The organism is Selenomonas timonae (assembly GCF_014250475.1).
Classification (GTDB): domain Bacteria; phylum Bacillota; class Negativicutes; order Selenomonadales; family Selenomonadaceae; genus Centipeda; species Centipeda timonae.
Genome location: NZ_CP060204.1, coordinates 1,240,659 through 1,255,449, shown reverse-complemented (window position 1 = coordinate 1,255,449; position 14,791 = coordinate 1,240,659). Strand labels below are relative to the sequence as shown.

At 52.0% G+C, this 14,791-nt stretch carries 12 protein-coding genes; 2 read left to right on the top strand and 10 right to left on the bottom strand.

Annotated elements, in window-relative coordinates; genetic code table 11:
• Nucleotides 1–53: 53 nt before the first annotated feature.
• The 4 genes from H1B31_RS05960 to H1B31_RS05945 all read right to left on the bottom strand — a co-directional run bounded on the left by H1B31_RS05960 (nt 54) and on the right by H1B31_RS05945 (nt 5,929).
• Complete coding sequence (locus H1B31_RS05960; RefSeq protein ID WP_037346596.1) at nt 54–2,519, bottom strand: glycogen/starch/alpha-glucan phosphorylase; 2,466 nt, start codon at nt 2,517–2,519, stop codon at nt 54–56.
• Nucleotides 2,520–2,682: 163 nt separating this feature from the next.
• A complete protein-coding gene (gene glgD, locus H1B31_RS05955; RefSeq protein ID WP_185979672.1) occupies nt 2,683–3,789 on the bottom strand; it encodes a glucose-1-phosphate adenylyltransferase subunit GlgD in 1,107 nt (368 codons plus the stop codon).
• A gap of 30 nt (nt 3,790–3,819) precedes the next feature.
• The gene (locus H1B31_RS05950) at nt 3,820–4,974 is read right to left on the bottom strand and encodes a glucose-1-phosphate adenylyltransferase (RefSeq protein ID WP_185979671.1); all 1,155 of its coding nucleotides are present in this window, start codon (nt 4,972–4,974) and stop codon (nt 3,820–3,822) included.
• A gap of 394 nt (nt 4,975–5,368) precedes the next feature.
• Nucleotides 5,369–5,929 carry a TetR/AcrR family transcriptional regulator gene (locus H1B31_RS05945; protein ID WP_185979670.1) on the bottom strand — a complete coding sequence of 187 codons (561 nt, stop codon included), beginning with the start codon at nt 5,927–5,929 and terminating at the stop codon, nt 5,369–5,371.
• A gap of 184 nt (nt 5,930–6,113) precedes the next feature.
• Here H1B31_RS05945 and H1B31_RS05940 point away from each other — a divergent pair, with 184 nt between their 5' ends.
• Both H1B31_RS05940 and rpsT read left to right on the top strand, forming a co-directional pair.
• Nucleotides 6,114–6,926 carry a hypothetical protein gene (locus H1B31_RS05940; protein WP_185979669.1) on the top strand — a complete coding sequence of 271 codons (813 nt, stop codon included), beginning with the start codon at nt 6,114–6,116 and terminating at the stop codon, nt 6,924–6,926.
• 41 nt (nt 6,927–6,967) lie between these two features.
• Nucleotides 6,968–7,234, top strand: coding sequence for a 30S ribosomal protein S20 (gene rpsT, locus H1B31_RS05935; RefSeq protein ID WP_009438217.1), 267 nt, complete (start codon nt 6,968–6,970; stop codon nt 7,232–7,234).
• A 138-nt stretch (nt 7,235–7,372) separates the two neighbouring features.
• Here the strand turns inward: rpsT and H1B31_RS05930 are convergent, their stop codons facing one another.
• The 6 genes from H1B31_RS05930 to H1B31_RS05905 form a co-directional block, all read right to left on the bottom strand.
• Nucleotides 7,373–9,304 carry a glycosyltransferase gene (locus H1B31_RS05930; RefSeq protein ID WP_226372075.1) on the bottom strand — a complete coding sequence of 644 codons (1,932 nt, stop codon included), beginning with the start codon at nt 9,302–9,304 and terminating at the stop codon, nt 7,373–7,375.
• Nucleotides 9,305–9,327: 23 nt separating this feature from the next.
• Complete coding sequence (locus H1B31_RS11540) at nt 9,328–10,368, bottom strand: DapH/DapD/GlmU-related protein (protein ID WP_185979668.1); 1,041 nt, start codon at nt 10,366–10,368, stop codon at nt 9,328–9,330.
• A gap of 125 nt (nt 10,369–10,493) precedes the next feature.
• Nucleotides 10,494–11,252 (bottom strand): cytidylyltransferase domain-containing protein, encoded by a 759-nt coding sequence (locus tag H1B31_RS05920; RefSeq protein WP_185979667.1) that lies wholly within the window; start codon nt 11,250–11,252, stop codon nt 10,494–10,496.
• Between the two features lie 29 nt (nt 11,253–11,281).
• On the bottom strand, nt 11,282–12,973 hold the full coding sequence (locus H1B31_RS05915; RefSeq protein ID WP_185979666.1) for a CDP-glycerol glycerophosphotransferase family protein: 1,692 nt from the start codon (nt 12,971–12,973) through the stop codon (nt 11,282–11,284).
• Nucleotides 12,974–12,988: 15 nt separating this feature from the next.
• Nucleotides 12,989–13,858, bottom strand: coding sequence for a class I SAM-dependent methyltransferase (locus H1B31_RS05910; RefSeq protein WP_185979665.1), 870 nt, complete (start codon nt 13,856–13,858; stop codon nt 12,989–12,991).
• Between the two features lie 41 nt (nt 13,859–13,899).
• Complete coding sequence (locus H1B31_RS05905; protein ID WP_185979664.1) at nt 13,900–14,772, bottom strand: N-acetylneuraminate synthase family protein; 873 nt, start codon at nt 14,770–14,772, stop codon at nt 13,900–13,902.
• Nucleotides 14,773–14,791 lie beyond the last annotated feature (19 nt).

Below are 14,791 nucleotides of genomic sequence, written 5' to 3'. Positions count from 1 at the left end.
GATCCCCTCCTGTATTTTCCTAGAGGGTGCGGAGTGCTCCGCCCCCTGTCTGTCTACGAGATAATGACGGGATGGATGTCCCAGATCTCCCGTGCATACTCGTCAATCGTGCGGTCGGACGAGAATCCGCCGGAGTGCGCGACGTTCATTGCCGCCGTGCGTGCCCAGCCGTCCTTGTCCTTGAACCGCCGCATGACCTCAATGCGCGCGTTGTCATACGCATTGAAATCCTTGAGTATAAAGAATTCATCGTTCGCATGCAGGAGATAGTCATACAGCGAACGGAAATCCCCATAGGTGCCGTCGACGAGCTGGTTCATCACCGTGCGTACCTTCTCGTTCGTGTGGTATTCATCCCACGCCGAGTAGGCGCCCGTCGCGTAGTAGTTCATGACCTCCTCCGCCTTGAGGCCGAAGATGACGCAGTGCTCATTGCCCACCGCATCGCGGATCTCGACGTTCGCGCCGTCAAGCGTGCCGAGCGTAATCGCGCCGTTCATCATGAACTTCATGTTGCCCGTGCCCGATGCCTCCTTCGACGCCGTGGAGATCTGTTCGCTGACATCCGCTGCGGGATAGACCAGCTCGCCGATCGATACGCCGAAGTTCTCGATGAAGATGACCTTCATGAAATCGTTGACACGCTTGTCCTTGTTGATGCAATCTGCAACCACGTTGATGAGGCGGATCGTCTCCTTTGCAATATAGTAACCAGGCGCTGCCTTACCGCCGAAGAAATAGGTCACGGGCTGCGTCAGGAAGCCCGGCTCGCTGAGTGCACGGTGGTAGCGGTACATGATGTGCAGAATGTTCATCAGCTGCCGCTTATAGGAGTGAATGCGCTTGACCTGGATGTCGAACATGGAGTCCGGGTTCAGCTTCACCCCGTTGTGCTGCTCGATGTAGCGTGCAAGCCCCTCACGACGCAGATGCTTGATCTTCATGAGCTGCTCGCGGAAGTTCTTATCCGCAACATGGTCGTGCAGTCCGTCCATCTTCTCGGGATGGCGATGCCACTCATGGCTGCCGAGTGTATCGTCGATCAGTGCGGCAAGCTCGGGATTCGCCCCCATGAGCCAACGGCGATGCGTGATGCCGTTCGTCTTGTTGTTGAACTTGCGCGGCGTATAGTCGTAGAAATCCTTGAGCGTCGTGGATTTCAGAATGCCCGTGTGGATCTTTGCGACACCGTTGACACTGTGCCCGCCGACGATGGAGAGACGCGCCATGTGGATCACGCCGTCCTGAATGATGGAGAGTGCACGCACCTTGTCCTCGTTGTTCGGATAGCGACGGCGCACCTCCTCGACATGACGGCGGTTGATCTCGTCGATAATCATGTAGATGCGCGGGAGCAGTGGGCGGAACATATCCACGCCCCATGTCTCAAGCGCCTCGGGCATGATTGTGTGGTTCGTATATGCAATCGTGTCGCGCGTGATCGCCCACGCATCCTCCCACGTCAGCCCCTCATCATCAACGAGAACACGCATGAGTTCTGCCACGCAGAGCGCAGGATGGGTGTCGTTGATGTGGATGCCGATCTTCTTGCCGAAATCGTAGATGCTCATCCCCGTCTTCTTGTAGTGACGGACGATACTCTGCACGCCGGCGGAGACGAAGAAGTACTCCTGAATGAGGCGCATGCGGCGCCCCTCGAATGTACTGTCATCGGGATAGAGATAGCGCGTGATGGACTCGACAAAGCTGCGGTAGTCGTTGCGCTGCTGAATCTGCTCCTGTGTCAGCATGCCATAGTCGGAGAAGTCGCGGTTAACCTCCGCATTCCACATGCGCAACGTGTTGACCGTCGCGTTGTGGTAGCCGACAATCGGCATATCGTACGGCACTGCCATGACGATCATAGGGTTCTCGTGGACAAGCTCGAGCTTGCCGTCACCCATGTCACGCATATAGGCGTTGCCGCCGAATTTGACATCGACAGACTTATCCGGCTTACGATACTCCCATGCAAAGCCATCACGCAGCCAGTTGTCGGGAATCTCGACCTGGTTGCCGCCGACAATCTTCTGCTCGAAGAGTCCGTACTGGTAACGAATCGTACAGCCGTGCCCCGGCAGACGATGCGCTGCGAGCGAGTCGATGAAGCACGCCGCAAGGCGGCCGAGGCCGCCGTTGCCGAGGCCTGCATCCGGCTCCGCCTCATAGGCATCCGAGAGGTTCAGCTTGAAATCCTTGAGGACATCCTTCAGCGCCTCCTCGATGCCGAGGTTGATAAGGTTGGATTTCAGCAGACGCCCAAGCAGGAATTCGATGGAGAAATAGTAGATCTGCTTCTCCTTGCGCTCCCCGTACTGCTTATTCGTCTTGATCCAATTATCCGAGATGGACTGTTTGGCGGTTGCCGCGATCGTCTTGTAGATCTCGACCTCCGTCAGTTCTTCTACCTCGCGGCCAAACATAACATGCGCGGTTGTGATGAAGCGACTCTTCAAGATTTTCTTCATCGTCTCGAGAGCCTTCCCCGTCGGTCGGTTGACCTGATCCTTCTGTGCCAAATCGTCCACTCCTTTTCCAAACTTCTCTTGCTCTCCCCGACCTTCTCTTGTCGCATACGACGGCAATCCCCATAAGAAGTATCAGAAACAAGAAGCCGTTATAGTCCCTCCCGCTCCGAACGTCGGAGCGGGGAAGGAACCGCTAACGGCAAACAAACAACGTTTAGATTGTGACATTCTTCTTGATCACCAGCGGATACTCCGCAGCGCCCTTCAGCCACTTCTCCGCCGTGATGGTGACGTTCTTGTCGCAGATGACATTCTCTACGAGCGCGCCATCCTGAATGTCACATTTCTGCATGATGATCGAATTGCGGATCTTCACATCCTTGCCCACCTTTACCCCGCGGAACAGGATGCTGTTCTCCACCTCACCGCGCACGATGCAGCCGTTCGCGATGAGAGAATTCGTGACCTTGGCGGTCTCTTTGTACTGCACGGGCACACCGTCCTTGATCTTCGTGTAGACGGGACGCTCGCCCATGAAGAGATCCTGCCAAACCTCGGGATCGAGGATTTCCATATTCGCCCGATAGTAGGTCGACATAGAGTCCACATGTGCCATGTAGCCACCATGCTCGTAGGCGAACATCGTATAGTCATCTGCGCGACGGATGATGCCATCGAGCATGAAGTCGAGCCCCCCGCGCTCATAGGCATGGCGGACAATCTCGACGAACGCGCGCTTGTCCATGAGGTAGATGCCCATGGACACCTTCATACCCTGATAGGCGACCGGTTTCTCTGCAATGTCGAGAACGAGACCGTTCTCCGCCGTGTCGAGCACGATGTTGTTGCCCGTATTCTCGTCAATCGTCGTATGCGAGACGAGCGTGATGTCCGCGCCCGTATTCTGATGGAAGCGCAGCACCTTGCCAAAGTCGATGTTGTAGACAAAGCTGCCGTTCGTCAGCAGGATGTAGCGCGAGGAGGCGTGCTCGATGAAGTCCAGGTTGTGATAGAAATTCTTGAGATCGCCCTTGTGGCGTTGGGCATCATCCGCTGCTGCCGGCAGGTAGAAGAGTCCGTCGTGGCGACGCGCCAGATCCCAGTCTTTGCCGGAGCGTAGATGGTCGAGCACGGAGCGCGGTTCATCGGGGAGCATGATGCCCACCTTGTTGACGCCGGAGTTGACCATGCTCGAGAGAGCAAAGTCGATGAGGCGGTAACGTCCGGCGAAGGGAATGGATTCAACCGCACGCCGGTCGGCGAGTTCCCGAATGAGACTGCCGTCCTCCTGCAGGTTGATGAGACCCATCACGCTGTTCATTGTATGTTCACTCCATTCTCTGTGTGCGAATCAGCCGACACGCTGCTCAGTCGAGGCAGCCGACACCGTCTCCCCCTCGGGGATGACCGTGATCTGCGACTCCTGACCGGTGACCTGCGCGCCCTCCTCGATCACTGCGCGCTGTGCGAGGATCGCATAGTCGACGAGCGCGCCGTCCGCAACGACCGCAGACGGAAGGAGAACCGAGTTGCGCACAACAGCGCCCTTGCCGACGCGCACACCGGGGAAGATTACGGAGTTCTCAACCGTGCCGAGGATCATGGAGCCCTCGCTGATCATCGAGCGCGTGATCTTCGCCTCTTTGCCAACGAACTGCGGCGGCATGGACGGGTTGAACGAGTAGATGCGCCACTTGCCCGAGAGCTCGAACGGCGGCTCATCCTGCAGGAGATCCATGTTCGCCTGCCAGAGGCTCTCGATCGTGCCCACGTCCTTCCAGTAGCCGTTGAAGGCATAGGAGTAGAGGCGCCCCTCATCGGCGAGCATCTTCGGGATGATGTCCTTGCCGAAGTCATGGCTCGAGGTCTCGCTCTTGGCGTCTGCTGTGAGATACTCGGCAAGGTAGTCCCGATTGAAAATATAAATACCCATGGAAGCGAGATTGCTCTTCGGCTTCGCCGGCTTTTCCTCAAACTCGACAATCCGTCCGCTCTCGTCCGTATTCATAATGCCAAAGCGCGGCGCCTCATCCCACGGCACCTCGAAGACGCCGATCGTCGCCTGCGCCTTGTTCTTCTTGTGCGTTTCAAGCATCCACGCATAGTCCATCGTATAGATATGGTCACCCGAGAGGATCAGCACATAGTCGGGATCCGCCATGTCGATGAAGTTGAGGTTCTGGTAGATCGCATCTGCCGTGCCGCGATACCACTCCGCCCCCTTCTCGCGTGCGTAGGGCGGCAGAACGAAGAGCCCGCCGTCGCGCTTATCGAGATCCCATGCACTTCCCGAGCCAAGGTACTGGTTCAGCTCCAGAGGACGATACTGTGTCAGCACGCCGACCTTTTCGATGCCGGAGTTGACACAGTTGCTCAGCGGGAAGTCAATGATGCGGTATTTCCCCCCAAACGGAACCGCCGGCTTTGCGACGCGCTTCGTGAGCGCACCAAGGCGGCTGCCTTGTCCGCCTGCCAGAATCATTGCCAAGCACTCTGTTTTTCTCATAGGTATTTCTCCCCTCACGGATACCGGGTGGTATCCCCAACATATATGCAATGGCAAATCGGTCGGGCTTGCCGTACACCCATCCGTTTCGCCGTATTCCTGCCGATTTCAATGAGATTTCGCTCATTTCTGTCGTATTGATCCTCCTTGATTCGTTTTATGATACTTACCTAATTCGATAAATAAGCCGAATTTCCTGCAAGTTCTTGCCGTGCTTTCAGTCTTTTTTCAAATTAATCATAAAACGACGAGGGACTTTCGTACCTTCCATTCCTCATATTTATCATACTATTATTGTACCCTATGTTTGCCTCCGAATCAAGAAGTTTACAAAGAAAAATTTCTGACAAGACATTTGTCATATGTTCAAATTTTTCCATTCATCGTGCTTCATTTATATATGAAAAATTGGCGTGATCAGTGCGGCGTACATCTCCGACATTTCCTCGGGAGACTCACGGCAGCCGTTCTGCATCCACCACTCCACCATCAGCACGAAGCTGCCCGTGATGTGGTTGATGAGGAAGCCCTCTGGGAGTGCGTGCTCGCGCAGGAGTGAATGCCCACGCGCAGTGAGTGTCTCGCGCAGCTTGTCGCGAAAGTATTGGAGAAAGATGTCCCTGCTCTCACAGGTCAGCAGCCCTCGGATATTCCGCTGCTGATCCTGCATATGATAGAGCATGTGCGAGACGATCATCGCCGGATTGTCGGGGTCATGCGAGAAATCGTGACTGCCCTCGTCTGTCACATCCTCGAGCACATGGGCAAACATATCCTCGCACATGGCGCGCAGGAGCATATCCTTCGTCTCGAAATGCGCGTAGAACGTGCTGCGCCCGACATCGGCAGCCTCGATGATCTCCTGCACGATGATATTTTCATAGCGCTTGTGCGCGAGGAGTTCTTGAAATGCGGCAAGGATTGCCTGTCTCGTCTTTTTGCGGCGTCGCTCCATAAACTTTCTCTTTCTATTTCACTCACATGAACATATTACGTGTTTTGTCCGATAACGGACATTTCCATCGAACTGTTTCTTACGTTTTCTCTGCTTCTATTGTACTATATGTTCAAAACTGAAACAAGTTCGTCTTTTGCACGAGTGCACTGCTCACACAGTGTGATAAAAGGAGGATTACCCAATGCACAGCATATCAAACAATAAAGCACTTCTAAAACTTTACGCCGTCGCCCTCGTCTTTGCTGTGCTGATCTACTGTGGCACGGGCGATTTGATACGCGCCTTTACCGCGCTCCTCGCATTCAGCCCCTACGCCTTTGTCCACGCTAAGCCGATGGCTGTATCTGCGGCTGCCGGCTGGCTCACAGCGCACGGCATCCGCATAAGGACGAGTGCGACACTGGAGCAGCTCTCACATATGGAGAACATCGCCTTTACAACAGGCGCCATTGCCCCTACAGGCACGATGCAGACAGATGCGCCGCAGCTCATGGACAAACTCCGCCGCATGGGGATGCATCCCGTACTCCTCCCCCCCATCGGGACAAGCGATGCTGCGCAACTTGCAGCACAGGCGGGCATCCGTGACATACGGACAGCGCTTCCCCCGTCCAACGATCCCTTTGCCGTCTCCACAGCGTACATTCAAGGAAGCACGGACAATCGCAGTGCGTCCGAGAAAGCCTGCCTGCACATCGTATTAGGCAGCTCCGCCGCCTCAGATGCAGACATCATATGCGCGAGCGACGATCTCTCTCAGCTCCCGCTCCTTCTGCGTACGGCACACCAGCTGCGGCAGAAAATCGAGCAAAATGCAATCTTTGGATATACAATGAACTTCATCGGCATCGGACTTGCCGCAGTGGGCATCCTAAGCCCTTTCGGGGGCGCACTCTGGCACGCAGCCTCCACCGCCCTCATCCTGCTCAATACCGAGAGTCTTCACCTTGCGCAGGTGTACGAAAAAAAATTTGCATTTTCAAAAGCCGTGTGATAGAATAACGCAGTACATTTTTCGTTGAGGGGGTGAACGATTTGCCGAATATCAAGGCATCCATTCTGAGTGTTAAGTCTGACGCCAAGCGCCGTGCACGTAATGTTGCGGAGAAGACACGCGTCCGCCGCGCCATCCGCAGCGTCAATGACGCTGTTGCAGCAGGCAACGCAGACGAGGCGAAAAACCTCCTCGTTGCGGCATACAAGTCCATCGATCAGGCGGCTGCAAACAACGTCTATCACAAGAACGCTGCAGCACGCAAGAAGTCGCGTCTTGCCAAGAAGGTCAACGCACTGGCACAGTAATAAAAAAGCCACCAATGTGAGTTGGTGGTTTGAACATGTAGCGTATAGCCCCCTATGAGGGGGCTTTTTTATTGTCCTTTTTCATTCCCGATACCTATAAAGGAATGAACAATTCCTCTCGGACTCACCATATCGCCATCATAGTATATTACGTTCCATCAGTTTTTGCAGTTCACGAGGGTCAACATCCTGCAAATAGGTCTCGGTCTCGAGTATCCGATCCACCTCCGCATAGTAGCTCGTGACAATCTCAGCGTACGGAGAATTAGAAGGTCGTCCCTCTGCGTGCCAGTGGCAGAGGTCTCTTAGTTCTGTATGACGCTCTGCAATAATAGCGAGCGTTGCCAGATTGTCATGCCAAAGACGCGCCTTCCACTGCTCAGATTTTCCGCCCGATATCCCCGTCCCGCACTCATACCATATAAGGTTGTGATCCCAAAACCCGAAGCGAATGTCATCGGCAGCCATAATGACGTATGCCGAATCCTCTGCATATACCACCCGACCATAGATCAGCTCTGTGTAGGCTGTTACAAGGCCACGCTCCCCCATAAATGCGGCACCAACTACATAGTCCTGACAAACAAGATAGGCCTGCTTTACCGCATCATAGTCTCGCTCTTTATAGGATTTTAGCTGAAAAGGCTGCATGCGGTCAAAGATGCGATATGTGTCCTCCTCCTTAGCATAGAAACAACTGCGCCCAAAGGCAATTTGCCACCCTTCCGTTTTCATGAAGTCCATCATACGAGAGAGAACACGATCATCATATAAGTAGTCCCCCGGCGAGATCATCTTCACATAGCGCCCGCGCATCGAATGAAGGATGCTCATTGCATTCTGCACTATCCCCTTATTCTCCGGGCTGCGCACAATCATATAGTTACGAAAGCCATGGCGCAGCATCCAGAGTTCAATCTCCTCCTGCCGGAAGTCCTGTGTTCCATCATCTCCGATGACAATTTCATAGGAGCAACCCTGCTGGCAAATGATGGAGTACAGTGTCGTATACAGCTGGTCATAATCCGACCGGTAGGTCATAACGCCAACGCTTATATCGTATTCTCTTGGTGGATGAAAGAGACGCTCCCTCACATCCCCCCCGTAGACCATCTTCACGCCGGAACGAAGAGCATAATCCGCATATGCAGCAGAGATTTCTTCCCTCGTCGTGATGAGGAAATCTACCATCTCAAGCATGTGGAATGAAGAATTCTCAGATGTGTATATCTGCACCAGTGGCGCATCCGTATGACACATGGAGAGCAATGAGAGAAGCTCTTGACGCTCTGTCGAAAAACCTTCCTTGGAAATTTCAACGAGGAGGTCGGACGGACGATCAGCAGTATACGCCGACAAATAATCCAGGAGCACCTTTCGCCATATACTTTCATGCGCTGTAAAATCCGCTACCAAGTAATAAATAACGTATCCCTGCTCTCTCAACGATGCAAGCGCCTGTCCGATCTCATCGGGCTGTGCAACATTATCTGCTGCAGAGAATTGTTCTGCAAACGCTTTCGCATTGTTTTGCAGAGACTGCTCACACTCTTGTATCTTTTCCTCTGGCCAGTTCCACCATTGAATATTCAAAAGCCGCTCAATCGTTTCTTCATCATACCGGTATCCTGTAACCTGAGCGGGATTCCCCTCAACGATGGCATAGGGCGGAATGTCCTTTGCAACAACAGCGCCCGAACGGACAATTGCTCCGCTGCCAATATGAACGCCCCCAAGAATGATGACATCCTCGCCGATTTTTACATCATGCCCGATAATGATCTGATTGTTATTGACATGGAAGGCATGATTCGATATCCCATCGGTATAAAAAAACTCCTCAAATGGATAGGCTGCAGTCCGATGATAGTCATGGTTCATCCCGATCTCAAACAGGACATGCCCCGTCAAAGAAGAGTATCGTCCAACAAGTACGTGCAGCCGCTGACTGCCATGCTCAATGATCCCGTCCGCCACATAGGAACCGGCGCCTACGGTCATGAAGCCCCTGCCGTCCTGATGCAGCATACGAGTCTCTGCAGCTCGCTCAAGACTGACCTGAATAAACACGACCTACTCCCCCGATCAAAACATCACACAATCTGCATTTGGGATGCCGCATTCTCCCGCAGTGCCGGAAAGATACGCTCCCTTGGCGCAAGCCCATAGACAATATTTACGCCGCTGTCTGCCGCATAGTCCGCATACACGGAAGATATAGGCTCTTTCGTTGTAATAAAAGAATCCATATGAGACCATATAGATGCTATTCCCACTGTATTTGCGCAACATGTCATAACAAGAGGGGCATCTTCTCCTGCCTCTGCAAGCATGCTGCTGAGTTCTGTAAGAAAAGCCTCCGGCGTATCATCAGGCAGCGCGAGGAGCAGCGCAGTATGATCTGTCACCGTATAGGCTCCTAAGTAGTCTCGGAAGACGTTACGCCAGATTGCCTCCTCGGATTCAAAATCAGGTATGAAATAATAAAGTATATACCCCCTTTTCTTAAACTCAATAAGACTCTCTAAAAAGGGCTCCGAAGGGATCTGCTCCTCCGATGCAGAAAACCGTGCAATAAATGTACCAACATCACCCAACAATAGTGAAATATGCTGCTGGATTTGCTCTGCAGGCCAATACCACCACTTGATGTGCTGAAGCCGTGCTATTGTCTCCGCATCGAATCGCTTCTTAATGACGCGCACAGGGTTGCCGACGACAACAGTATACGGCGGAACATTCTCTGTGACAACCGCCCCTGCACCAACCACAGCCCCATTTCCGATATATACTCCTCCATGAATGGTCACATCACAGCCGATCCAGACATCACTGCCGATAATCACCTGAGAGCCACAGCTTCGTACAGGAGCTGCCATTGGATTGTTTTCCGTCTCAGTGCCTGCAAAGCCGCTTGCATAGGATGATCCGAATGATTCCTGGAAGAGGAATGTCATACGTGGCCCTAGAGATGAGTAAGAACCAATCAGAACATGTGCTGCATCGCCCACTCCTCTAATAGTCCCGTCTACCAAGTAGGAGCGATATCCTGCCGTTAACAAGGTCGTCCCGTTCTCTGTGAATATCTTGCGAACAGATGCTTCTCTGCCATCAAGCCTCACTTTAATATCCATGATTCACTCCTAGGACAACGCTCGCCTCAGTCGTTCCTCTACAACAGGACGCACAGCGTTCCAATCTGCCTTTATGTACATATACTCCTGATCATACTGCTTGTTTGTTGCCATATTCCTCCCGCTCAACGCAGAATTAAATGTGTTTTCTTCTTCTGATTATCCAAGAACTCCTGCTGACGATGAATGTTGATCTGCGGGATTTCCGGATGTTCGTTTAGGTATGCGACGATTTTCTCGAGTGGAACATCATTCTCCACGCAGTCGAAGTGCTCAAATATCCTCGTAAAGAATTCAAAATCCTCGGGATAGTCCAATGTCATACGGATTTCATTGTTGAAATACACGGGCGCTACATTTTCTAGGATACCCACCTTGAAAAGTCCCGTATCCTTGAAATAGGTCCACATCATCTCCGTATCGTCCGATGCCTTGATCTCGCACACCTTTTCGAGCGCCTTCACCGTAAATGCATAGGTAAATGCTCCGCAGATCAGCCCTTCCGGTGCCTCGATGAAGTCAAGTCCACGCGCTGCAATCTGCTCTGCGCCCATATCAAGAAGGTGCGGCTCACAGAACAGATCGTCCCCATCGAAAGTAACGACGTAGTCGATTGAGAACTGACGTGCCGCGTCCCGCCAACGCACGAGTTTATCCTTGAAGTCGCCGCGGAATACGTCCGCACCGTTTTCATGGGCAACCACCGCAACCTCGTCATCAATGGGGCGCGTTGTTGTGCATACGACAACATAGTCGAAATTTTTTGCCTGCTGCGCCCGTTTAACAACCAACTCCAGTACGGTACGACCCAGTATCCGACGAATGGTCTTATTGGGCAGTCTGCTGGAATCCTTTCTTACGGTAATGAACAATGCTTTTTTCATCTAAGCCATCTCCTCAATCCAAGCCTTTTTCATAGATTCTTGAGAGAATCCTTCAGCATATCCTTAATCCGCTCACCTGCATTCTCCTGATGCCGATAAAAATACTTCTCAAGAATCTCTTCGCGCTCCTCGCGCAGGGGATCTTTGTCGGCAACCACCATTTCTATAAACTGCACGATATGGTCAAACGAGTCCCCCGAATAATAATGTGCCAGCACATCGGAATCATCCTCATGATACTCTTTGTAATTCGGCGTATTTTCCGTGTTCAGATATAAAACAGGCCGTCCCATTGTCAAATACTCCACTAGAATCGAGGAAATATCCGAAATCAATGCATCCGATTTGCAAAAAGCCTCTGTCAGCTCCCCATCGAGATCCAAGAATATATTCGGCGCAGTCTTACATTGCTCATAAAAAGCCCGAACAGCAGCTTCGCTCATGACTCCAAGTTTAGTAACCATACCATAAAATAAAGGGTGTGGACGGACAATCAAAGCAAACTGAGGATGCTCTATAAAATATTTAAGAAGATCCTCACCGTATTCACCAAACGTTGCCGTGCGATTTTGAAAGCCATAGTCAACGCCCCAAAGAAAGGTCTTTTTGAAATCGGAATTTGGCTTGATAAGTGTCCGCTGCTCTGCTAGATAGTCAACGACAGGAGCACCTGTAATCTCAACATGTGCATTCCCCGCCTGACAATACATACCGTATTTACGTCGTTCACGCTGTGAGCGCACATAGATCCGCCATGCCTGCCGATGGATTGGTCGATCATAAAGAGAGGCCTGGTTATTGACATCAACAAAGAAAGGAATAGAGTACGGCAGATATACGACCAGGATTCCCTGCTGCCGAACACGCTCTATCGCAAACCTGGGATGGTGCCAGTCGTAAGGGTTCGTATAGATGAGCACATCTGGCCTGCGTTCTGCGAAATCATAAGAAGCCTCCGGCACGAATGGAATATCACGCGCATTGAGGAACTGAAGAAATGCGGGATACTCTGTCGTACTGTCCCATGCAGGCTCCTGCATATCGATCGCCACAATGCGGCAATCAAAGGATGCGTCCTTTGCCATCGCTTCATAAAGGCTTTTGACCTTACACCAAACCACCGAAAATTCAAGCAGAACATCAACGCGGAGGCGCCGTTCCTTCATGCCCAGATAGTCATACGGACGAGCAGATGTCGGGATAATGGGCTGCTCAAGATTCTGCGTCCGTCTCGCTCCACTCGTAAAGGCAGAAAAAGGCGTCTGTATTTGCAGATTCCCTTTCAACTCATTTTCAAGCAAAATATACGCGCTGCGAACAGGAACCTGAAGCGACGCGATTGCACTCAGGCAATGATAGGCGATCTCTGCATTTCCACTCCTATGCATAGAATCTGCTGCATGGTACAGGAGTGTAGACAGATATTCCTCAAAAGTTGATGCCGCTGTCCTATGATTGTCAGATGCAGAGATGACCTCGACAAGTTTCATCAGGTCGGCCACTTTCATGTTTTTCTGCATGACATTACAGAGGATCTTGAGAACGCCGACTTTGATCATATCCAGCAAATAAGGATCCGCTTCCTTGGTATGACAAAGACGGTAAGCGTCAATCAGAGCCCCTATATCCATTTCTTCACGCTCTGATTTATCAATCAATCCGGCCGTGAGGATCAAGGCATCATATAGTCTGCCTTCCTCGACCAAATCAGCAATATTCATATTCTCTTCCGTCCTTCACACAAAACTCCCTGAACGAGGACGAATCCCCGCAATGATTGTGTCGGCAATCCCCAACCGCGTCAACATATTGCCGTATGTGTTGTCTGTTTCAGAATCCTCCAGAAACGCCCATTTGTAATGCCCGCCCGGCTGCCCTTTTGACAGCCAATGCAGATGATTTGCCAAGGAGTAGCGCTGAATCTGCCGCATAAACACGACCTCATAATCCGCCTTTTCCACAAGCAGTCGGAGGGTCGAAAGTGTATACAGATAGATGTGACAGATCCAATAGGTGAAATCGGCAAATGCCTCACATTGATATAAGCTCAGTAGTGCATCATCCGCATTTGGCACCTCGATGATAATCATACCCTCGGGACTCAAGTGACTGCGGAATTCCTCAAGATAGGAAATAGGATCTTCCAAATGCTCCAATACATGGAACAAGGTGATAACATCCGCCGTTCCAACCTCCTGAATTGAGGCAAAACAACACAGCCCCTCTACTGTCAGAGCCTTGCGCATCGCCTCCTCAAGCTCCACACCAGTGACAGAGGCTGCAACACGCGCTGCATGCGTCAAATAGCCTCCGTCTCCACAGCCGAAATCAATGACGTTTTTTCCCTCAATCATCCGCTCTGTATAGCGAAAGCGGCGTTCATCATCTGCTCTCGAGGCAAGACGAATCTTTTCCAAATCATTGGTTTCATCCACGCGCATCCCCGAGGAAGCATAGAATGCCTCTACATCATCCACTGTTTCGCTGAGACGTACCAGCCCACATTCAGCGCATTTCAGCACATCCGTCGTCGCACTCCCACGAACGCCATGGTGGATTTTTTGAGCTTCCTGTGCACCGCATAAGAAACATCGTTCCAACTTCAACAGATATGCCCCCTTCTGCTCGCCTGCGCATGAAACAGAATTTACCCGCGCAGCTTCTTACGCACATTCAGCTCAGATTCGCTCAGCATCCGCTCTCCATTTCCGATCATGGCGCGCAGCCCCTTTGCTCTGCGGCGAAGCATATCCATCGCATGGAGCGTCAAGCTCGCCGCCTGGTCAGTGCCCCACATCTCATGATCCAGAGTAATGTGCCGCTCGATGACCTGCGCGCCCAACACCAAGGCAACAACGGTCGGTTCGAGCGCACGCTCATGCCCGCTGTACCCCACGATGCAGTGATAGCGATCCTTGAGTGTCTGAATCATGCTCAGATTAAGTTCATTTTCTGGAGCAGGATAGGTGGAGTTCGTATGCATCAGGACATAGCCGTTCTGGCAGTGCTGCTCCAAAATGTTCACGGCATGATCCAGCTCTTCCCACGTACTCATGCCCGTTGACATGATGACAGGTTTGCCGGACTTGGCCACCGCCTTCAAGAGTCCATCCTGTGTGATGCTCGCCGATGCTATTTTGATGAACGGAATATCATATGTGAGCAAAAACTCGAGGCTCGGCATATCCCACGGCGATGCCGACCAATCCAGAGGCTTCTCCCTACAGTAGTGGTCGATATAGTCATACTCTGTCTTGCCAAACTCGACACGCTTTTTATACTCCAGATACGTCATGCGCCCCCACGGTGTATCACGCATCACACCTTTCTGATGCTCCGGAACGGCGATATCCGGCTCACGCTTTTGGAACTTCACCGCATTCCATCCTGCCGCATATGCGCCATCCACCAGCTTCTTTGCAATCTGCAAATCACCGTTGTGGTTGATCCCGATCTCCGCAATAAAATAGGGCTCAGACTCCTCATTGAGAATGTAGTCTCCGAGACAAATCTCCATCATAAGCAAAACCTCCCTATAT